The sequence below is a fragment of the Amycolatopsis sp. cg9 genome (genome assembly GCF_041346945.1).
Lineage (GTDB): Bacteria > Actinomycetota > Actinomycetes > Mycobacteriales > Pseudonocardiaceae > Amycolatopsis.
The window spans coordinates 5,151,515-5,171,168 of the sequence record NZ_CP166850.1; the positions used below are offsets into that span (position 1 = coordinate 5,151,515).

Annotated in this window: 18 protein-coding genes; 12 read left to right on the plus strand and 6 right to left on the minus strand. The window is 71.3% G+C overall.

Annotated elements, in window-relative coordinates:
• Positions 1–374 precede the first annotated feature (374 nt).
• Together nrdR and AB5J73_RS24650 are read left to right on the plus strand one after the other, a co-directional pair.
• Positions 375–869: a transcriptional regulator NrdR gene (gene nrdR, locus AB5J73_RS24645; RefSeq protein WP_086676168.1), complete on the plus strand. Its 495-nt coding sequence runs from the start codon at positions 375–377 to the stop codon at positions 867–869.
• A gap of 31 nt (positions 870–900) precedes the next feature.
• Entirely contained in the window at positions 901–3,717 is a 2,817-nt protein-coding gene (locus tag AB5J73_RS24650) for a vitamin B12-dependent ribonucleotide reductase (protein WP_370972656.1), read from the plus strand.
• Between the two features lie 141 nt (positions 3,718–3,858).
• Here AB5J73_RS24650 and AB5J73_RS24655 read toward each other — a convergent pair whose 3' ends face one another.
• The 3 genes from AB5J73_RS24655 to AB5J73_RS24665 all read right to left on the minus strand — a co-directional run bounded on the left by AB5J73_RS24655 (position 3,859) and on the right by AB5J73_RS24665 (position 5,976).
• Entirely contained in the window at positions 3,859–5,016 is a 1,158-nt protein-coding gene (locus AB5J73_RS24655) for a hypothetical protein (protein ID WP_370972658.1), read from the minus strand.
• 8 nt (positions 5,017–5,024) lie between these two features.
• Positions 5,025–5,333: a hypothetical protein gene (locus AB5J73_RS24660; RefSeq protein WP_370972660.1), complete on the minus strand. Its 309-nt coding sequence runs from the start codon at positions 5,331–5,333 to the stop codon at positions 5,025–5,027.
• A 79-nt stretch (positions 5,334–5,412) separates the two neighbouring features.
• Positions 5,413–5,976, minus strand: a complete 564-nt coding sequence (locus tag AB5J73_RS24665; protein WP_370972662.1) for a TetR/AcrR family transcriptional regulator — start codon at positions 5,974–5,976, stop codon at positions 5,413–5,415.
• Positions 5,977–6,054: 78 nt separating this feature from the next.
• On the opposite strand from AB5J73_RS24665, the gene AB5J73_RS24670 reads away from it, so the two are divergent.
• Both AB5J73_RS24670 and AB5J73_RS24675 read left to right on the plus strand, forming a co-directional pair.
• Positions 6,055–6,666, plus strand: coding sequence for an FMN-dependent NADH-azoreductase (locus AB5J73_RS24670; RefSeq protein WP_370972663.1), 612 nt, complete (start codon positions 6,055–6,057; stop codon positions 6,664–6,666).
• Positions 6,666–6,980: a multidrug efflux SMR transporter gene (locus AB5J73_RS24675; protein ID WP_370972665.1), complete on the plus strand. Its 315-nt coding sequence runs from the start codon at positions 6,666–6,668 to the stop codon at positions 6,978–6,980. The genes AB5J73_RS24670 and AB5J73_RS24675 overlap by 1 nt, the downstream gene beginning before the upstream one ends.
• On the opposite strand, the gene AB5J73_RS24680 is transcribed toward AB5J73_RS24675, so the two are convergent.
• Complete coding sequence (locus tag AB5J73_RS24680; protein WP_370972667.1) at positions 6,970–8,982, minus strand: prolyl oligopeptidase family protein; 2,013 nt, start codon at positions 8,980–8,982, stop codon at positions 6,970–6,972. The genes AB5J73_RS24675 and AB5J73_RS24680 overlap by 11 nt on opposite strands.
• Positions 8,983–9,094: 112 nt before the next feature.
• On the opposite strand from AB5J73_RS24680, the gene AB5J73_RS24685 reads away from it, so the two are divergent.
• Positions 9,095–10,078, plus strand: a complete 984-nt coding sequence (locus AB5J73_RS24685; protein ID WP_370972669.1) for a neutral zinc metallopeptidase — start codon at positions 9,095–9,097, stop codon at positions 10,076–10,078.
• Here the strand turns inward: AB5J73_RS24685 and AB5J73_RS24690 are convergent.
• On the minus strand, positions 10,071–10,643 hold the full coding sequence (locus AB5J73_RS24690; RefSeq protein WP_370972671.1) for a TIGR03086 family metal-binding protein: 573 nt from the start codon (positions 10,641–10,643) through the stop codon (positions 10,071–10,073). The two genes, AB5J73_RS24685 and AB5J73_RS24690, sit on opposite strands and share 8 nt — an antisense overlap.
• 83 nt (positions 10,644–10,726) lie before the next feature.
• Between AB5J73_RS24690 and AB5J73_RS24695 the strand changes: the two genes are divergently transcribed.
• The 4 genes from AB5J73_RS24695 (at position 10,727) to AB5J73_RS24710 (ending at position 14,100) form a co-directional block, all read left to right on the plus strand.
• The gene (locus AB5J73_RS24695) at positions 10,727–12,136 is read left to right on the plus strand and encodes a PLP-dependent aminotransferase family protein (protein ID WP_370972674.1); all 1,410 of its coding nucleotides are present in this window, start codon (positions 10,727–10,729) and stop codon (positions 12,134–12,136) included.
• Positions 12,133–12,579 carry a hypothetical protein gene (locus AB5J73_RS24700; protein ID WP_370972676.1) on the plus strand — a complete coding sequence of 149 codons (447 nt, stop codon included), beginning with the start codon at positions 12,133–12,135 and terminating at the stop codon, positions 12,577–12,579. Before AB5J73_RS24695 ends, AB5J73_RS24700 begins: the two co-directional genes overlap by 4 nt.
• A gap of 102 nt (positions 12,580–12,681) precedes the next feature.
• Positions 12,682–13,113 (plus strand): CBS domain-containing protein, encoded by a 432-nt coding sequence (locus AB5J73_RS24705; protein WP_370972679.1) that lies wholly within the window; start codon positions 12,682–12,684, stop codon positions 13,111–13,113.
• 99 nt (positions 13,114–13,212) lie between these two features.
• The gene (locus tag AB5J73_RS24710) at positions 13,213–14,100 is read left to right on the plus strand and encodes an SLATT domain-containing protein (protein WP_370972681.1); all 888 of its coding nucleotides are present in this window, start codon (positions 13,213–13,215) and stop codon (positions 14,098–14,100) included.
• Positions 14,101–14,103: 3 nt separating this feature from the next.
• Here the strand turns inward: AB5J73_RS24710 and AB5J73_RS24715 are convergent, their stop codons facing one another.
• On the minus strand, positions 14,104–15,660 hold the full coding sequence (locus AB5J73_RS24715) for a DUF4139 domain-containing protein (RefSeq protein WP_370972683.1): 1,557 nt from the start codon (positions 15,658–15,660) through the stop codon (positions 14,104–14,106).
• Positions 15,661–15,744: 84 nt separating this feature from the next.
• Between AB5J73_RS24715 and AB5J73_RS24720 the strand changes: the two genes are divergently transcribed.
• The 3 genes from AB5J73_RS24720 to AB5J73_RS24730 are packed head-to-tail and all read left to right on the plus strand — an operon-like array spanning position 15,745 to position 19,654.
• Positions 15,745–17,544, plus strand: a complete 1,800-nt coding sequence (locus AB5J73_RS24720; RefSeq protein WP_370972686.1) for a Xaa-Pro dipeptidyl-peptidase — start codon at positions 15,745–15,747, stop codon at positions 17,542–17,544.
• Entirely contained in the window at positions 17,544–18,206 is a 663-nt protein-coding gene (locus AB5J73_RS24725) for a YdcF family protein (protein ID WP_370972689.1), read from the plus strand. The genes AB5J73_RS24720 and AB5J73_RS24725 overlap by 1 nt, the downstream gene beginning before the upstream one ends.
• A gap of 50 nt (positions 18,207–18,256) precedes the next feature.
• Positions 18,257–19,654, plus strand: coding sequence for an FAD-binding oxidoreductase (locus AB5J73_RS24730; protein ID WP_370972692.1), 1,398 nt, complete (start codon positions 18,257–18,259; stop codon positions 19,652–19,654).

Sequence of the window (19,654 nt, forward strand, 5' to 3'; positions counted from 1 at the left end):
CGACGGCTTGTCGTGCCGGTGAAACGGGCTCGGGCTGCTTGAGTCCACTCGCGACGGGTGACGGCGCGGTGAGGTTCGCGCCCGCGGCCGCGGGACGGCTCACCCAGGTGGGGCCGACACGCCAGCGCGGCTTGCGCGAGTCCGCCCCGAGTTCTACGCTCGCCCGCTATATGTAGTAGTTACACCGCTGTAGTTGGTCCACAGGTTGGGGTAGACTGGGCGGCAGTTGTCCACAGCTGGCCGTCTTTTACCCACCGGATGTCCACAAGTCGATCACCAGGTGCAGGGGTACCGGGCGGTCGCGGCACGGCCACGCGTGGTGGCCGGGGGACGTCGACCGGGGCGGCGAGCTCGGAGGGGAAGGTGATCGGCGGATGAGGTGCCCGTTCTGCCGGCATGCGGACTCTCGGGTCGTCGACTCCCGAGAGGTGGATGAAGGCCAGGCGATCCGCAGGCGGCGCTCGTGCGCGTCGTGCGGACGGCGGTTCACGACTTCGGAGACGATGGTGCTCGCCGTCGTCAAGCGGTCCGGGGTCACCGAACAGTTCAGCCGGGACAAGGTGGTGAGCGGCGTCCGCCGCGCCTGCCAGGGCAGGCCGGTCGACGACGACGCGTTGCAGCAGCTCGCGCAGCGCGTGGAGGAGTCGATCCGCTCCGCCGGTCTGGCGGAGATCCCGAGTCACGAGGTCGGCCTGGCCATCCTGGGCCCGCTGCGTGAGCTCGACGGGGTCGCCTACCTCCGGTTCGCCAGCGTCTACCGCTCCTTCTCGTCGGTCGAGGACTTCGAGAAGGAGATCGCCGATCTTCGTGAGGCCATGGCGGGTTCTGCTGCTCCGGAGGAGAGCGATCAGCGCGAAGACGGCGATTGACCGTCCCGCTGCGGGAGTGAGGGTTCGACCGATGACCGAAACCGTGGGAACCGGGGCCGGCGCGGCCGCCGGCAAGAAGAGCAAGGCAGCCGGCGGGCTGAGCGTGAAGCGCGTCTTCACCACCGAGGGGCAGCACCCCTACGACCAGGTGACCTGGGAACAGCGCGACGTCGTGATGACGAACTGGCGCGACGGCTCGGTCAACTTCGAGCAGCGCGGCGTGGAGTTCCCCGAGTTCTGGTCGGTCAACGCCACCAACATCGTCACCAGCAAGTACTTCCGCGGCGCCGTCGGCAGCCCGCAGCGCGAGCGCAGCCTCAAGCAGCTCATCGACCGGGTCGTGAAGACCTACGTCAAGGCCGCGCGCGACCACGGCTACTTCGCCTCGCCGCAGGACCTCGAGATCTTCGAGCACGAGCTCACCTGGATGCTGCTGCACCAGGTCTTCAGCTTCAACTCCCCGGTCTGGTTCAACGTCGGCACGTCGTCGAAGCAGCAGGTCAGCGCCTGCTTCATCCTCGCCGTCGACGACACGATGGAGTCGATCCTCAACTGGTACCGCGAAGAGGGCCTGATCTTCAAGGGCGGCTCCGGCGCCGGGCTGAACCTCTCCCGCATCCGCTCCTCGAAGGAGCTGCTCACCTCCGGCGGCACCGCGTCCGGCCCGGTCTCGTTCATGCGCGGCGCCGACGCGTCCGCGGGCACCATCAAGTCCGGCGGCGCCACCCGGCGCGCGGCGAAGATGGTCGTGCTCGACATCGACCACCCGGACATCGAGGAGTTCGTCCAGACGAAGGCCCGCGAAGAGGAGAAGATCAAGGTCCTCCGCGACGCCGGGTTCGACATGGACCTCTCCGGCGCGGACATCTCCTCGGTGCAGTACCAGAACGCGAACAACTCGGTCCGCGTGTCGGACGAGTTCATGCAGGCGGTCGAGAACGGCACCGACTTCGGCCTGCGCGCCCGGCTCACCGGCGAGGTCATCGACCGGACCGACGCGAAGAAGCTGTTCCGCGGCGTCGCCCAGGCCGCGTGGGAGTGCGCCGACCCCGGCATCCAGTACGACGGCACGATCAACGACTGGCACACCTGCCCGGAGTCCGGCCGGATCACCGCGTCGAACCCGTGCAGCGAGTACATGCACCTCGACAACTCGAGCTGCAACCTCGCGTCGCTGAACCTGCTCAAGTTCGTCACGCCCGAGGGCACGTTCGACGCGCCGCTGTTCGCCCGCGCCGTCGAGTTCGTCATCACCGCGATGGACGTCTCGATCTGCTTCGCGGACTTCCCGACCGAGCCGATCGCCGACACCACGCGCAAGTTCCGCCAGCTCGGCATCGGCTACGCCAACCTCGGCGCGCTGCTGATGGCGCTGGGCCACGCCTACGACTCCGACGGCGGCCGCGCGCTCGCGGCGGCGATCACGTCGCTGATGACCGGCGTGTCCTACCGGCGGTCGGCGGAGCTGGCCCAGGTCGTCGGCGCGTACGAGGGTTACGCGCGCAACGCCGAGTCGCACCAGCGCGTGATGCGCAAGCACGCGGCGGCGAACGAGCTCGTCCGCACCTACCACTCGAACGACGCCGCGGTCCGCGCGCTGGCGACGCAGGAGTGGAAGAAGGGCATCGACATCGGCACGAAGCACGGCTGGCGCAACGCGCAGGCGTCCGTGCTCGCGCCCACCGGCACCATCGGCTTCATGATGGACTGCGACACGACCGGCATCGAGCCGGACTTCTCGCTGGTCAAGTTCAAGAAGCTGGTCGGCGGCGGCTCGATGCAGATCGTCAACCAGACGGTGCCGCGCGCGCTGGAGGCGCTGGGCTACCCGGCCGAGCAGGTCGAGGCGATCGTCGAGTTCGTGGCGCAGAACGGCCACGTCGTCGACGCGCCGGGCCTGCGCCCCGAGCACTACGAGGTGTTCGACTGCGCGGTCGGCGAGCGCTCGATCGCGCCGATGGGCCACGTCCGGATGATGGCCGCGGTGCAGCCGTTCCTCTCGGGCGCCATCTCCAAGACCGTCAACATGCCGGAGTCGGCGACGGTCGAAGAGGTCGAGGAGATCTACTTCCAGGGCTGGAAGCTCGGGCTCAAGGCCCTCGCGATCTACCGCGACAACTGCAAGGTCGGCCAGCCGCTGTCCACGGCGAAGAAGGACAAGGCCGTGGCGGAGCCGGAGAAGGTCGTCGAGTACCGGCCGGTGCGCAAGCGCCTGCCGAAGAAGCGCCCGAGCCAGACGGTGTCGTTCACGGTCGGCGGCGCCGAGGGTTACCTGACGGCGGGTTCGTACCCGGACGACGGCCTCGGCGAGATCTTCGTCAAGCTCGGCAAGCAGGGCTCGACCCTGGCGGGCGTGATGGACGCGTTCTCGATGTCGATTTCGGTGGGCCTGCAGCACGGCATCCCGCTCGAGTTCTACGTCTCGAAGTTCTCGAACCTGCGCTTCGAGCCGGCGGGCATGACCGACGACCCGGACATCCGCATCGCGACGAGCGTGATGGACTACCTGTTCCGCCGCCTGGCGCTGGACTACCTGCCGCACGATAAGCGTTCGCAGCTGGGCATCCTGTCGGCGGATGAGCGTTCGGCGGAGGTCGAGGCGAGCTACGGCACGCCGTCGAACGTCGACCTCGCGGCCCTGCAGTCCACAGTGGACTCATCGCCGGAGCCGCACGCGGAGGAAACCGGGCACGCCCACCGCGAAGCCCAGACGACGACGGAACTGATGGAGCTCCGCCTCGGCAAGGCGGCGGACGCCCCGCTGTGCATGACGTGCGGAACGAAGATGCGCCCGGCCGGCTCGTGCTACGCCTGCGAAGGCTGCGGCGCGACCTCGGGTTGCAGCTGACGGCTTCGGCCGACCCGGGCGAGCGCCGCCCGGGTCAGCCGAACGCCCGCTGCAGCTCGGAAATCGGCGGCAGGTCCCCGACGAACCCGAACCGGCCCGCCGGCTGACGGAATCCGGCCTCGGCGATCCCGAGGTCTCCGGCTACTCCGCGCCGTGGGACAGCCCCTGGATGATGAAGTTCCGCGCCAGCCCGACGTGGTGCAGGCGCTCGATTTCCGCCTGGTCGAACTCGATGTCGACGTATGGGACCTTGATCGGGCCGCGGGGCGGGCCGAAGACGTACGGCTTGAGCACGCCGATCGTGTAGTACGTGCGCCGCCGTCCGCCGGCCCGGGTCGCGCGGCCCAGGACGCGGTACCGGAAGTCGTTCATGGCGTACCACCAGTCTTGGCTCTGCGTGGCGCCGGTCCCGTCGTCCTGGACGTCGGTGTTCTGCCAGCCGGTGTCGAAGTAGCCCTCGTCCGGCGCCGACCGCAGCGCGTTCCCGACGATCGTCTCGAACAGCGGGAGGTCGCGGCGGATTTCGGCCGGGCTGACGTACTTCGTGGTCCCGGAGCTCCGCAGCCAGTGGCGCAGGTGGTCGGCGCCGTGGGGCCGCCCGGTGAGGCTCAGGATCCCGGCGGCGTCGGCCAGGACGACCCGCAGTCCTTCGTCGTCTTTCGTCGCCACCAGGTCGCCCCGCGGTTGCTCCGGGGTGTCCGTGTGCGCCTCTTCGACCGGCTGGAATCGGTCGACCTCGGCCACGACCTCCTGGAACGCGGCCTTGGCCTGCCGCAGGTGCTCGTCCGCGTCGGCGACCGCCGGGATGCGGTCCACCGAAGGCGACGGCGGGTGCCACAGCAGCGACGCCGTTTTCCGGTCGACCACGTCGGCCAGGTGGAGCAGCTTGTAGACCGTGCCCTGCGCGTTCATCATGCGCACGATCGGCGGGCTGTCCCACGGGAACAGCTCCGGCTCGTGGTCGAACGAGACGCGGCCGTCGTCGTGCACGGTCGCCCAGATCTCCGGCTTGGGCAGCCCGGCTTGCCAGATCCCGTGGTGCGCCGCCTGCAGCAGCACGGCGTTGGCGTCGACGTACTTCTGCGTGGCGCTCAACCGGTCGGCGGCCTGGTGCGCGGCGGCGCGCGCCGCGTCACCCCCGCCGCCCCGCCACGCCGGGTCGTCGACCGGCCGCACCACGGTCCGGTCGAAGTCGGCGACCTGTGTGCCGAGCGCGTCGGCGAGCGAGCGCCAGCCTTCCGCGCACTGGTTGAGCCGGCCGATCGGGAAATCCTTGAGTGCCCGGTAGTTCGCCAGCATGGCTCCCCCTAGCCCAAGATCGCTCGCAGCTTCTCGCTGTGCGTCTTTTCCGCGCCGGAATAGAGTTTCGACGCTTTGTCGATGTTCTGGCCGAGATCACGGATGTTCTCGGCGAGCGCGTGCAGGGAGGCTTCCCACGGCGAGATCATCGAACGGACGCCGTCGCCGATTTCCCAGTCACCGTCGGGAAGTCTCAGCGGAGAAGCAGCCGGGACGGCGTCACCGGTCTCCGTGACTCCATGGCCGACGCGCGCCGCCGCGGCGGCGATTTCCCCCAGCACGGCCGGCTCGACTGTGTACCCACCTTCGATCGACATCGGAGCCCCCAACTCGTACGTCGAATTCCGGGCAAGTGTACGCCCGCGGCGCCATCGACGTCGCGAAATCGCGGACGTGCTAACCGCCCTCGCGGGGCTCCAGCAGGCGGGCCAGCTGCTTCAAACCCGCAGTGATCCGCTCCACCGGCACGCCCCGCGACGTCTGGTGCAGGAACAGCTCCGGCGCCAGCGGAGCCAGCAGCACATCCGCCAGCACGTCGGGATCCGCGGCCCCCGCCGCCTCCGCCAGGACCCGCACGTGCGTGCGCCAGAACCCGTACGCGCCCGTCGTGAACCGCGAGTGGCCGACCTCCGCGCCCAGCACCAGGGGCGCGTGCCGCGCCAGCAGCTCGACCATCGCCTCGTAGAACGCCGCCAGCCGTTCGGCCGGGGGTGCGCCCGGGCCCAGCGGGGGCTCGCCGCGCAGCAACGACTCCTGCAGGCGGCGTTCGTGCTCGTCCAGCAGTGCCACCGCGATCGAGGCCCGGTCCGGGTAACGGCGGTACAGCGTTCCGCGGCCGACGCCGGCGGCCCGGGCGATGTCCTCCATCGTCACTTCGGCCGCGCCGCGGGCGGTGAACAGGCGCTCGGCCGCCGCCAGGATCTTGGCGCGGTTGCGGGCCGCGTCGGCGCGTTCGGGCATGTCCGCGAGCCTAGGGAATAAGCGGACGAGACGTCCAGTTGGGTGGAAGTGGACAAGGCGTCCACTTGAGGAGGAACCGTGACCCACCTGCTGCACCTCGACTCCAGCGCCCGCCGCCGATCGTTCTCGCGAGAGCTGTCCGCTTGCTACGCCGCCTCCTGGGACGGCACCCGGACCTACCGCGACCTCGCCGCCGAGCCTGTGCCGGTGATCGGCGAGGCCTGGACCGAAATCTGCGACGCGCTGCTCACGAAGGGGATCACCGACCCCGAGCGCTACGCCGAGGTCGTCGAAACGTCCGCACAAAAGCGAGCCTGGGCCGTCGTCGAGCCGCTCCTGGCCGAACTGCTCGAAGCCGACGTCGTCCTGATCGGCGCGCCGATGTACAACTTCTCGATCCCGGCCGCGCTCAAGGCCTGGATCGACCAGGTGACGTTCCCGCGGATGTCCCTCCGGGGCAAAGCGTTCGTCATCGCCGGTGCCCGCGGCGGAACCTACGCCGAGGGCACGCCGCGAGCCCCGTTCGACCACCACGAGCGCTACCTGCGCGACTTCATCGCCGGGCACTACGACGTCGACGACGTCCGGTTCGTGCACGCCGAGCTCACCAACGCCCTGGTCGACCCGCACCTGGCGGCGCGTGAAGGCGAGCGCGTCGCTTCGCGCGAAGCCGCGTTGAAGGCGCTCTGATGGGCTGGGTGACGCTCGTCTTCGCCGGGCTCGTCGAGATCGCCTGGTCGCAGAGCATCAAGCCGACGGAGAACTTCACGCGGCCGTGGCCGACGCTGCTGTGCTTCGTGCTCGGCGCGGCCGCCGTCTACCTGCTCTCCCGCGCGATGGACGCCGTCCCGGTGGGCACGGCCTACGCCGTGTTCACCGGGATCGGCGCCGTCGGGGCGATCGTGCTCGGCGTCGTCGTGAACAAGGACCCGCTGAGCGTCGGCCGGGCGGCCGCGCTGGCCCTGATCGTCGGCGGCGTCGTGCTCGCGCGGGTCACTTCGTGAGCTGCTCCCACAGGAACTCGAAGACCAGCGCCCACTTGAACGCCAGCTGCTCGTTGTCCGCCGCGGCGCCGTGGCCGCCTTCGATGTTCTCGTGATACCGGACGTCGTGCCCCTGCTCACGCATCCGCGCCACCATCTTGCGGGCGTGGGCGGGGTGCACGCGGTCGTCGCGCGTCGACGTCACGAACAGCGACGGCGGGTACGCGCGTCCACTGTGGACGTTCTGGTACGGCGAGTACTTCGCGATGTACTCCCATTCCGCGGCCTCGTCCGGGTCGCCGTACTCGGCCATCCAGGACGCGCCGGCCAGCAGCAGGTGGTAGCGGCGCATGTCCAGCAGCGGCACCTGGCTGACGATCGCGCCGAACCGCTCCGGGTAGCGCGTCAGCATGACGCCCATCAGCAGGCCGCCGTTGCTGCCGCCCTGGATGCCGAGCTTCGCCGGCGTCGTGATGCCGCGCTGGACCAGGTCCGCGGCCACCGCGGCGAAGTCCTCGTACACGCGGTGGCGTTCAGCCTTGATCGCCTGCGTGTGCCAGCCCGGTCCGTACTCGCCGCCGCCGCGGATGTTCGCGACGACGTACGTGCCGCCGCGCGAGAGCCAGCCGCGGCCGATCATCCCGCTGTAGGACGGCGTCAGCGACACCTCGAAGCCGCCGTAGCCGGTCAGCAGCGTCGGGCCGCCTTCCGCGCCGGACGGCCGGACGACGAAGTACGGGATCTTCGTGCCGTCCTCCGACGTCGCGAAGTACTGCGCGACGCTCATGCCCGAAGCGTCGAAGAACGCCGGAGCCTGCTTCAGGACTTCGGCCTCTTCGCCGACGTGGCCATAGCTCAACGTCGACGGCTGGAGGAAACCGCTGGAGTTGATCAGGTACTCGTCGCTGACGTCGGGGTCGGTGTCGAAGATGTCCGCACTGCCGAACTCCGGCCCGCCGGAGAGGGGCTCCTCGGTCCAGCCGTCCGGGCCCGGCGTGAGCGTGCGCAGCTCGGTGCGGACGTCGCGCAGCGTGCCCAGCAGCAGGTGGTTGCGCGTCCAGGCCCAGTAGTCGAGCGACGTGTGCTCGTCCGGCGTGAACAGCGTGGCGAAGGTGCGGTCGCCGGCCAGGAAGTCGTCGAACCGGATGCCGATCAGCGACCCGGCCGGGTGCTCGGTGCCGTCGACGAGCCACGCCGTCCGCGGCCGGACCAGCAGCCATTCGCGGTGCACGGACGCGCTCGCGTCGTCGGGCACGTCGATCTTGACCAGCGCGTCGGGTGTCCGCAGGTACAGCTCCGAGCGGTAGAAGTCGATCGCGCGGCTGACGAAGTCGCGCTCGAAGCCTTCGGTCGGGTCGTGGGAGGCGCCGATCGAGACGTCGTCGGGCTTGCCCTCGTAGACCGTGACGGCGTCTTCGAGGGGCGTACCGCGGCGCCACTCCTTCGCCAGCCGCGGGTAGCCCGAGCTGGTCAGCGTGCCGGGGCCGAAGTCCGTGCCCAGGTAGACGCGGTCCTCGTCGATCCAGCCGATCCGCGTCTTGGCCTCGGGGACGGTGAAGCCGTCCTCGACGAACTCGTGCGCGTCGAGGTCGAACTCGCGCACCACGGTCGCGTCCGCGCCGCCGCGGGACAGCTCGACCAGGCCGCGCCGGTAGCCCGGCCGCAGCACGGTGGCGCCCTGCCAGACCCAGTTCTCGCCCTCGGCCTCGGCCAGCGCGTCGACGTCGAGCAGCAGCTCCCACTCGGGCTCGGCCTGCCGGTAGGACTCCAGCGTCGTCCGCCGCCACAGGCCGCGCGGGTGGCTCGCGTCCTGCCAGAAGTTGTAGAGGTACTCGCCGCGGCGGCGTACGTACGGGATCCGGTCGTCGGCGTCGAGCACTTCGCGCAGCTCGTCACGCACCTCGGCGAAGCGCGCTCCGGTGGTCAGCTCGGCCAGCGTCTCACCGTTGCGGGCGCGCACCCAGTCCAGCGCGTCGTCGCCGGTCACGTCTTCGAGCCACAGGTACGGGTCCTCCACACTCATGCCCCCAGTCTTGCCCGAGCGCGGCCCGGACGGCCACCGGGTGGCGTTTTCGTTTCGTGATCCCTGCCTCCCGGGTGATCCGTATGCTGGTGCCACCGAGCAGGGGGAGACCGTGAACGACGCCGAGCCGTCACCGCCGGGGACGGCCCGGCCGCCCGAGCCCGCGTGGGTGCCCGAGCCGAATCCGTGGGCCCCGAACTGGGCCGCCGCGCCGCCGGTCCCGATCGCCCCGCCGCGCAACCGGCTCTGGGGCGCCGTCGCCGGCGTCCTGATCGTCGTGCTGACGTTCTCCCTGATCGCGGCCACCATCCCGCGGCGGGTGGACGGGCGCGCCTTCGCCGCCCAGGGCGCCGACACCGGCCGGGCCTACGGCGGCACCGGCTCGACGTCGAAGGCGAAACCCGTGCCGGAGCTGGCCCGCAACCCGCTGCTCGGCGCCGGCATCAGCCCGGGCCCGGCCACCTGCGCCCTGCCCGACCTCGGCCGCGCTCCCGAGCAGCTCAAGGCCTACTACCGGGCGCTCGCGGACTGCCTCGAACAGTCGTGGCGCCCCGCGCTGGAGAAGGCGAACGAGCCGACGCTGACCGCGACCGTGTCGGTGACGCTGCCCGAGCACAGCGCGTGCGGCGACGCGCCGACGGAGAACGAAGCCGTCGCCTACTACTGCGGCGGCGACACCACGATCTACGCCCCGACCGACTGGATGCTGGCGGACGCCGGGCTCAACAAGGCCCGGCACATCGCGACGATCGCCCACGAATACGGCCACCACGTGCAGCGCGAGAGCGGCATGCTGTCGGCGGCGGCGGACAAGATGACGTCGCCGAACGAGGACAGCGCGGCCGACAAGGAGGTCGTGCGCCGGATCGAGCTGCAGGCCAACTGCTTCGGCGCGCTCTTCCTGGCGGCCGTCGCCGGTTCGGGCTCGATCAGCCGGTCGCTGGCGAACGCCGCCGTCGCCGACTACGGCCGGGCCAACGACAGCGACACCCACGGCTCCCGCGCGCACCAGCTGTCCTGGGCGAAGGCGGGCTACGACGGCAAGACGACGAAGGCGTGCGACACCTGGAGCGCCCCGGTCGCCGAGGTCAGCTGACCACCCAGGCGGGGTCGCGGCCGAGCAGGGCCAGGAACCGGTCGAGTTCGCTCGCGCCGGCGGGGACCTCGACGCTGCGGGCGAACGAGTTGTTCTGCTCGCGGCCTTCGTCCGGGATCCGCTCGGCGAGCTTGAGGGCGACGTGCACGGCTTCGGCGTCCGGTTCGTAGGGCAGGCCCAGCGTGCGGGCCAGGTCCCAGCCGTGCGCGACGGTGTCGACCAGGTGCATGTGGGTGGCGACCGTCCCGGGGAACGTGCCGAAGTGGTTGATCGTGAGCTGCCGCTCCAGCACGGCGTCGTCGGCGAAGGCGTCGAGGAAGTCGTCGACGGAGGCCTGGTACGCGGCCGCGGCGTCGTCACCGAGGTCGCCCGCGTCCCAGTCCGGCGCCGAGCCCACGCGGGCAGCGGTGGCGAAGGCGTGGTTCTCGCTGACCTGGTGGCGGAGCAGGTCGGCCAGCGTCCAGCCCGCGCACGGAGTGGGGCGGGCGAGGTCGGCGGGGGTGACGGCGGCGACGATCTTGTCGAGGACGAGCAGGGCACGGCGGTCGAGTTCGCGGAGATCCATGCTGCGCACGCTAGGCGGGCCAGCGGACCACGAACAGTGCCAAATCCGCGCAGAGTCCGGTGGGCCAATCTAGGCTGGCGCCGGTGGAGATCCACATCGACCTGACCGGCGCGCGCGGGCACCGCGACGCGATCTACCGGCAGCTCCGCGCGGCGATCCTGGCCGGCCGGATCCGGTCCGGCGAGGCGCTGCCGCCGACCCGCGAGCTGGCGCAGCGGCTGGCGGTTTCCCGGACGACCGTCAGCGCGGCTTACGACCGGCTGACCGCCGAGGGGTTCCTGACCGGCCGCGTCGGCGCCGGCACGTTCGTCACGGCGTCCGCGGCCGCGCGCCCGGAGCCGTCGCCCGTGTCCGGCGTGCGGCCGCTGCCGGAATGGGACGCGGTTCCGCTGCCCCCGGCGCCGTTCGCCCCGGCGCCGGAGTTCGACTTCCGGCCCGGCGTCCCCGACCTGACCCGGTTCCCGTTCGACACCTGGCGCCGGCTGGTCACGCAGCGGCTGCGCGCCGGCCAGGCCGACCTGATGACCTACGGCGACCCCCAGGGGCTGGCGCCGCTGCGCGAGGAGATCGCGCGGCACGCCGGGGTGTCGCGGGACGTCCGGGCGAGCGCGGCGCAGGTCGTCGTCACCGCCGGCGCGCAGCAGACGACCGACCTGGTCGCGCGGGTGCTGCTCCGGGACGGCGACCTCGCCGCCGTCGAGGACCCCGGCTACCCGCCGCCGCGGCTGGTCCTCGCCGCGCGCGGCGTCCGGGTCGCGCCGGTGCCGGTGGACGCGTCCGGCATCGTCGTGAGCGCGATCCCGGCCGGCACGCGGCTGGTGTACGTGACGCCGTCGCACCAGTACCCGCTGGGGCTGTCGATGTCGCTGGACCGCCGGCTCGAGCTGCTCGACTGGGCCGAGCGGAACGACGCGGTGCTCGTCGAGGACGACTACGACACCGAGTTCCGCTACACCGGCCGGCCGCTGGAACCGTTGCACAGCCTCGATTCCCGGGGCCGCGTCGTCTACGTCGGCTCGTTCTCGAAGGTGCTCTCGCCTGCGCTGCGGCTGGGTTTCCTGATCGCGCCGCCGTCGCTCGTGCCGGCCTTGGTCAAGGCCCGCTACCTGACGGACTGGCACACGCCGAACGTCGAGCAGGCGGCGCTGGCGGCGTTCATGGCCGAAGGCGGCTTCGCCCGGCACGTCCGGCGGATGCGGAAGGTCTACCGCGAGCGGCACGAGCTGCTGACCCGGTCGCTGGCTTCGTTCGCGGACTTCCTGACGCCGCTGCCGTCGTCCGCGGGCCTGCACCTGAGCGCGGCCGCGGCGTCGGATTGCGGTCCGCTGGTCCGCGCGGCCCGACGGCGTGGCGTGCGGCTGTACTCGTTGGGGGACTTCGGGGTGGGGGAGCGGCGGCACGGGCTGGTGTTCGGTTACGGTGCGGTCGCGGCCGAGCGGATCGGGCCGGGACTGGCCCGGCTGCGGGAGCTGGTGGACGAGGGAGCGGCATGACCGACGACGTGATGGTGGCGATCGACGCCGGCCTGCGGCAGCACATCGGCGGCGACCGCGCCGGCGCGTACGAGACCTTCACGCAGCTGTGGAATTCGATCGGCCAGGACGGCGACCCGCTGCACCGCGTCGCGCTGGCCCACCACATGGCCGACGTCTGCGACGACCCGGCCGAGGAGCTCGAGTGGGACCTGCGCGCACTGGCGGCGGCGGATTCGCTGACGGACGCGCGGGCCCAGGAGTACCACGCGTCCCTGGCGGTGCGCGGGTTCTACCCGTCCCTGCACCTCAACCTGGGCGAGGACTACCGCAAACTGGGTGACCTGGCGGCCGCCCGCGAACAACTGGCCCTGGCCCGCGCCCGCCTCGACGCCCTCTGCGACGACGACTACGCGGCCGGAATCCGCTCGGCTTTGGACGGCCTGGCCGAACGCCTCGGCTGAATCGGTTCGAATACCACGAAAACGCCCCGTTTGCCGGACTTTCGCGCGGTGCCGGGGGGACCTACCCTGTGGTGATCCAGCTCACCGACGGGAAGGATCGCCATGCGGATTGCGGATCTGCTGCGCACGAAGGGGACGGCGGTCGCGACGGTCACCCCGGACACCACGGTGACCACACTGCTGACCGGCCTGGCCGAACACAACGTGGGCGCGATGGTGGTCGTCGCCCCCGACGGCTCGATCGCGGGAATCGTCTCCGAACGCGACGTCGTCCGGCGCCTGAACGAGCGCGGCCCGGCCCTGCTGGACGGCCCGGTCTCGGAGATCATGACGAAGCTGGTGGCGAGCTGCTCGCCGGACGATTCGGTGGACCAGCTGTCGGTCCTGATGACCGAGCGCCGCATCCGCCACGTCCCGGTGCTGGCCGACGGGCGGCTGGCCGGGATCGTGTCCATCGGGGACGTGGTGAAGAACCGGATGGAGCAGCTGGAGCAGAGCCAGGAACAGCTGCAGGCGTACATCGCACAGGGTTAGTCTCGGGCGCGCGGGGTCCGGCCGGTCCGCAAGGGCCGGCCGGGCCTGCTCGTCTCGCTATGCTTGACCGCCGCATAGCCACGAGACTCAGGGGGAGAAGTGGTCTCCGCACCGGACGCCGCCGTCGTGCAGTCACCCGCCGAAAAACTGATTCACCTGGATCACGAGATCCGGCGGCTGGAGTACGAACTCCTCGTGGCCCGGCGCCGGAAGCGCTGGGGGAACGTCCTCGTCGTCACGGGCCCGCTCCTGCTCGTCGGGCTGTGGATCGCCAGCGGATTTTCCCAGTTCGACATCCGGTCCGCGAACTCCCAGATCTCCACCGTGGTGGGACTCGCCGGACTGGTGATGGTGGCCAAGGCGTGCCACCTCAAGTTCCGGCCCGGCGGGCCGGCCACCCACAACGGCCAGGAATTTTGGGGTGACCGCAAGCTCGAGGCCGAGCTGGACCTGGAACTGACGCTGCTGCGCGACAAACGCAAGCTGTCGGTCAGTGAGGGCGAGCTGACTCTCAAGCAGCGACGACTCGCTTACAAAGCCGAAGCCTTTTCCGACGTCGACCGATTCCGCGCGGAGAACAAGCGGTACCGGCGAATCCAGAACGCGCTGCAAGGGGTTCTCATCATCGGTTCCCTGGCCACCACGGCGATCGCCGGGATCTCGTTGATCTCACCCCTGGCGAAATGGGGCACCATGGCGACGAGCTTCCTGGTCGGCATCGCCAGCGGGTTCATCGCCGCCTTCAAGTACCGCGAGCGCGGGGCATATCTCCAGCAGACCGCGGACGCCATCGAATCCGAGTGGGAAGCGCTCGACCTCGGCGTAGGCCGGTACAAGCACTACGGCCCCGACGACGAGTCGCAGGAAAAGGCACTCGGGGATTTCGCCGAGGAGGTCTACCGCCTCAAGACCGAGCAGAAGAAGCGGGAACAGAACCTCGACCAGCCGCCGTCCGACGAGCGGTCCGGCCCGGCGGCCGGAAGCTGACGTTCATTCCCGCCACCCCGACAGCTCCACGCCCTTCGCCACATCCACCCGGTAAGAAAGCTTCACCTCACCCGTCTCCCCGGCCCCCAGCTCAAGCTTCCACGTGAACTCGCCCAGCGCCGAAGTCTCCACCGGCTCCGGCGAAGTCTTCACGTCCTTCACCGTCACCGCGTCGTCCCGGGAAACCGGTGCCTGGTCCAGCACCGTCACCACGGCCTCCCGAGGCCCGTGGTTGGCCACCGAAATCCGGTACTCCGCCTCCCGCCGCTTCTGCCCCGACAGAGTCGCCTTGGACGCCGTCCGCCGCACGAGTTCCCGTTCCACCCGGATCCGGTCATCGACGCCCAGCGCCAGTTCGATCTCTTCCCCGGGCGCCCACGGCTCGAGCACCGTCGTCCCCACGAACTCGGCCTCGTGGAACACCGAAGCCCGCCCCGGCCGCAAGGCGTACTCCGAAGAATTGACCACGACCGCGCGCAGGTATGCCTCCTCGGCCAGCACCGGAGCCGTCACGTACCCCAAAACCGCCGTGAGCGACAGCGAAGCCAACGTCGTCCGGTGCCCCTGCGCTCCCGACGGCACCGCCACCGGCCGCGAGGGCCGGTACGTCACCGCCGTCGTCCCCTGCTCGACCGATGCCGGCTTCGGTGCCATCGCGGGAGCGGCCATCGCGAACCGGGCCGTCCGCGCGCCTTCGGGAATCCCGCCACCCGAACCGCCGTACGCCGCGGCCGGCGCCGCCGGGACCGGGTGGACGCGGTCCAGGTACCACGGCGAAAGCTCCGGTACCACCACCGAAACCGCGGGCCGCGCGGTCGACAAAGCGAGTTCGCACTCCGGCCAGTCCTCACCCGTGTACTGGCTGACCAGCCCGTACGACACCACGGTCACGTCGGTCCCGCGCACCCGGACGTCGTACCCCGGTTCCCAGCTCGCCCCGGGGACCACATAGGACAGTTCCAGGTCCGCCGAACCGGACGGATCCGAGATCTCCAGCTCCACCACCACCGAGGTGCTGTCCTCTTCGGACCGCGCACTGTGCGCTTCGATCCGCCGGTCCAGCGCCGCGAGGTCCTCGCGCAGCCGGGCGATCCGCGCCGCGAGCACCCGCCGCGCCTTCAACGCCGAAGCCAGCCGCGCGCTCAACGCGTCCGTCACTTCGCCCACCCGCGCGGGTTCGGCGGTCCCGGCGGCCAGCGCCTTCGCGAAGCTGCCCCCACTCCGCTTCGCCAGCGATGTCAGCAGATCCACCTTCATCGCTTCGGCCGCTTCGTCGTCCACGACGCCGTCGAGCGTCGCCTGGTCCGCGCGTCGCTGCTCGACGAGGGCGCGCAACGCCGCGTCGGCCGGGGACGCGTGCCGCTCGGTCCGCACGTCGACGCCGGTGATCAGCGCCGGGCCCGTGCCGGTGACGCGCACCGAAGCCGGGTCGAGGGCCAAGGGGAGGCCGGCGAACGTCAGGCGGGACCCGCGGTCGAGCGGGGCCGAGCCCCGGCGGGTGATCCGGGCTTGCTGCGGGTAGACGGTCACGGCGGCGATCGGCGCTTCCACGGTCGGCATGCCTCCGACGTTAGTCTCTTGACACCCCCGAGGCCGGGACGGAAGTCTCGGAACCCGTCCGCTTCGCCCGGCTTGGGGGTTTGTGTGAAAGCCGCAGTCGTGCTCGCCGCCGTCCTCGCGCTGCCGCTGACCGCGGTCGCCGCGGAAGCCGCCGATCCGCCCGCCCCGGTGTTCTCCGGTGGCCAGGCGCAACCGGTGTTCGACCCGGCCGACGTCGTCCGCGAGGACGTCTGGGTCACCGCGCCGGTCGACAGCGACCACGACGGCGCCGACGACCTCGTGCACGCCCAGGTCGTCCGCCCGCGCGCCACGCAGCAGGGGATGAAGGTCCCCGTCGTCTACCAGGCCAGCCCGTACTACGCGGGCGGCAACGACGTCGCGAACCACGACGTCGACGTCGAGCTCTACGCGCCGGGGTACGCCCGCGGCCCGGAAGGCCCGCGCGTCGCCGCGCACGGCGTCGGCCCGGCCACCCCGATCACCTGGCGCTACCAGGACTACTTCACCGCCCGCGGCTTCGCCGTCGTCTACGGCGAATCGCTCGGCAGCGGCCTCTCGACCGGCTGCCCGACCACCGGCGACGTCAACGAGACGATCGGCGCGCGCTCGGTCGTCGACTGGCTCAACGGCCGCACGACCGCGAAGGACGCGAGCGGCGCCGCGGCGACGGCCGGCTGGAGCACCGGCAAGACCGGCATGATGGGCGTCTCCTACAACGGGACGCTGCCCAACGCCGTCGCGAGCACCGGGGTCGAAGGCCTGGAGACGATCGTCCCGATCGCCGCGATCTCCAGCTGGTACCAGTACTACCGCAACGACGGCGCCGTCGTGGCGGCCGGCGGCTACCAGGGCGAGGACGCCGACGTGCTCGCCGAGTACGTCCACACCCGCGCCGACCGCCAGGTCTGCCGCCCGGTGATCGACGGCCTGACCCGCGACCAGGACCGCGTGACCGGCGACTACACGCCGTTCTGGGACGTCCGCAACTACCGCAACGACGTCGCGAAGGTGCACGCGTCGGTGCTCGCGGTGCACGGCCTCAACGACTGGAACGTCAAGACCGACCAGGTCGCCGAGTGGTACGACGCGCTCAAGGCGCACGGGGTCGAGCACAAGATCTGGCTGCACCAGTCCGGGCACGCCGACCCGTACTCGCTGCGCCGCGACGTCTGGCTCGCAACGCTGAACAAGTGGATGTCGCACTACCTCTACGGCGTCGGCAACGGCATCCAGAACGAGCCGAAGGCGACGATCCAGCGCGAAGACCTGTCGTGGACCGACGAGGCCGACTGGCCGGCGCCGGGCACCGCCGACGTCCGCGTCTACCCGTGGCCGGGCGGCCGGTCCAAGGGCGCCATCGACACGCGCAACCCGGTGCCGGGCAAGGCGGCCGTCGAGACCCTCGCCGACGACTCGTCGAAGACCGTCGAGCAGCTGGCCGGCCTCGCTTCCTCCGGGAACCGCCTGCTGTACGCGACTTCGGCGGCGAAGCAGTCCGTGCGCCTTTCCGGCACCGCGCGCGCCGACCTGGCGCTGGCCTTCGACCGGCCCGCGGCGAACGTCTCGGCGATCCTGCTCGATCGCGCCCCCGACGGCTCGTCGCACGTGATCAGCCGCGGCTGGACCGACCCGCAGAACCGCACGTCCCCGGCCCGCACCGAGCCGATCACGCCCGGGCAGACCTACCGGATCGGCGTCGAGCTGATGCCGAAGGACTACGTCCTCGCCGCCGGCCACCGGCTCGAGTTCCTGCTCGCCTCCAGCGACCACGACTACACGCTGCGGCCGAAGCCGGGCGCGGGGCTGGCGCTCGACCTGACGAGGACGTCGGTGACGCTGCCGGTGACGGGCGGCAAGCCCGCGCTGCGAGCCGCGTTCGGCTGATGCTGCCGGAGCACCTCCGCGCCGACGTCCGGACGTTGTGGGAGTACCACGACCTGCGGCACGAGCCGCGCCGGTCGGACGTCGGCGTCGGCCTCGGCAGCCGGGACCCGGGCGTCGCCGTCCACACGGCGGAGCTGTTCCACGCCGGGCGGTTCCCGCTGGTGGTGTTCACCGGGGCGAACGCGCCGACGACGGTGGACCGCTTCCCGCGCGGCGAAGCGGTCCACTACCGCGACATCGCGCTGGACCTCGGCGTGCCGGACGACGTGATCCTGGTGGAGCCCGAGGCCCGCAACACCGGCGACAACATCGCGTTCACCCGCCGGCTGCTGGCCGGGCGGGGGATCCGGTCGGTGACGCTGGTGACGCGGCCGTACCAGCAGCGCCGGGCCTACGCGACGGCGAAACGGCTCTGGCCCGGCGTCGACGTCGTGTGCGCGTCGAAGGCGGCCTCGTTCGAGGACCACGTCACCGGGGAAGAGGACGTCGAGCGCGTGATCGGCATGCTCGTCGGCGAGACCCAGCGGATCACCGAGTACGCCGAGCGCGGCTTCGTGATCCCGCAGCACGTCCCGGCCGGAGTCGAGCGGGCGTCCGGCCGGCTGGCCGACGCCGGGTTCACGCAGCGTTTGCTCCCCCGCCCCGATGATCACCCCGTGTAACGATCACCGCAGGTCAGGCGACTCAAAGGCACCCAGCGAGAGGAGCCGCCATGACCTCGACCGCCGAACCCACCCTGGAGAGCCTGCGCGCCCGCCTGACCGGCCCGGTGCTCACCGCCGGTGACGCCGGCTACGACACCGCCCGGTCGGTCTGGAACGGGGAGATCGACCGCCGGCCCGCGGTGGTGGTGCGGCCCGCCGGGGCGGCGGACGTGGCGGCGGCGCTCGCGTACGCGCGCGAAGCGGCGCTCGACGTCTCGGTGCGCGGCGGCGGGCACAACTACGGGGGAGCCGCGGTCGTCGACGGTGGCCTCTGCCTCGACCTCAGCTCCCTCGACGCGATCACCGTCGACCCGGCCGGCCGCACGGCCCGCTGCGGCGGCGGGGCGACGTGGGCGCAGCTCGACACCGCCACGCAGGAGCACGCGCTCGCGGTGCCCGGCGGCACGATCAGCCACACCGGCATCGGCGGCCTCACCCTCGGCGGCGGCTTCGGCTGGCTCACCGGCAAGCACGGGCTCTCCTGCGACAACCTGCTCTCGGCCGAGGTCGTCACCGCCGACGGCCAGGTCCTGCGCGCGTCCGCCGGCGAGCACCCGGACCTGTTCTGGGCGCTGCGCGGCGGCGGCGGCAACTTCGGCGTCGTCACCGAGTTCGAGTTCCGGCTGCACCCGGTCGGCCCGATCGTCTACCTGGGGCTGTTCTTCTGGGGTCTCGAGGACGGCACCGCCGCGTTGCGCCAGGCCCGCGAAGTGCTCGAGGCGTTGCCGGGCGAGATGGGCGTGCTCGTCGCGGGGCTCAACGCGCCGCCCGCGCCGTTCGTCCCCGAGGCCCACCACTTCCGGCCCGGGTACGCGCTGATGATCGCCGGGTTCGCGGGGGAGGAGCAGCACGCCGAGGCGATCCGCGCCGCGCGGTCCGGGCCGGCGCCGCTGTTCGAGTTCGTCTCGCCGATCCCGTACGTCGAGCTGCAGCGGATGCTCGACGACGCCGCGCCGTGGGGCATCCTCGCCTACGAGAAGGCCGCCTACGCCGACGGGTTCACCGACGAGGTCATCGAGGTGATCGCGGACTTCCTGCCGCGCAAGGCGTCGCCGCTGTCGATCATGCCGATCTTCTCGATGCGCGGGGCCTTCACCGAGGTCGCCGACGACGCGACGGCGTTCGGCGGCCCGCGGCGGGACAGCATCCTGATCAACATCGACTCGCTCGCGTTCGAGCCGGAGCCGTACACCGTGGACCGCGCGTGGGTGCGCGAGTTCTGGACGGCGCTGGTCCCGCACGTGTCCAACCCGGCGGGCTACGTCAACTTCATGGCCGAGTACGAGGAAGACCGCGTCCGGACGTCGTACGGCCCGGAGAAGTACGAGCGGCTCGCGCGGATCAAGGCGCGGTACGACCCGCGCAACGTGTTCCACCACAACGCGAACATCCCGCCCGCGAAGTGA

Coding starts and splice junctions, on each gene's coding strand:
- nrdR (WP_086676168.1), top strand. CDS start 375: ATGAGGTGCCCGTTCTGCCGGCATGCGGACTCTCGGGTCGTCGACTCC.
- AB5J73_RS24650 (WP_370972656.1), top strand. CDS start 901: ATGACCGAAACCGTGGGAACCGGGGCCGGCGCGGCCGCCGGCAAGAAG.
- AB5J73_RS24655 (WP_370972658.1), bottom strand. CDS start 5,016: ATGCTGGCGAACTACCGGGCACTCAAGGATTTCCCGATCGGCCGGCTC.
- AB5J73_RS24660 (WP_370972660.1), bottom strand. CDS start 5,333: ATGTCGATCGAAGGTGGGTACACAGTCGAGCCGGCCGTGCTGGGGGAA.
- AB5J73_RS24665 (WP_370972662.1), bottom strand. CDS start 5,976: ATGCCCGAACGCGCCGACGCGGCCCGCAACCGCGCCAAGATCCTGGCG.
- AB5J73_RS24675 (WP_370972665.1), top strand. CDS start 6,666: ATGGGCTGGGTGACGCTCGTCTTCGCCGGGCTCGTCGAGATCGCCTGG.
- AB5J73_RS24680 (WP_370972667.1), bottom strand. CDS start 8,982: ATGAGTGTGGAGGACCCGTACCTGTGGCTCGAAGACGTGACCGGCGAC.
- AB5J73_RS24690 (WP_370972671.1), bottom strand. CDS start 10,643: ATGGATCTCCGCGAACTCGACCGCCGTGCCCTGCTCGTCCTCGACAAG.
- AB5J73_RS24700 (WP_370972676.1), top strand. CDS start 12,133: ATGACCGACGACGTGATGGTGGCGATCGACGCCGGCCTGCGGCAGCAC.
- AB5J73_RS24705 (WP_370972679.1), top strand. CDS start 12,682: ATGCGGATTGCGGATCTGCTGCGCACGAAGGGGACGGCGGTCGCGACG.
- AB5J73_RS24715 (WP_370972683.1), bottom strand. CDS start 15,660: ATGCCGACCGTGGAAGCGCCGATCGCCGCCGTGACCGTCTACCCGCAG.
- AB5J73_RS24725 (WP_370972689.1), top strand. CDS start 17,544: ATGCTGCCGGAGCACCTCCGCGCCGACGTCCGGACGTTGTGGGAGTAC.
- AB5J73_RS24730 (WP_370972692.1), top strand. CDS start 18,257: ATGACCTCGACCGCCGAACCCACCCTGGAGAGCCTGCGCGCCCGCCTG.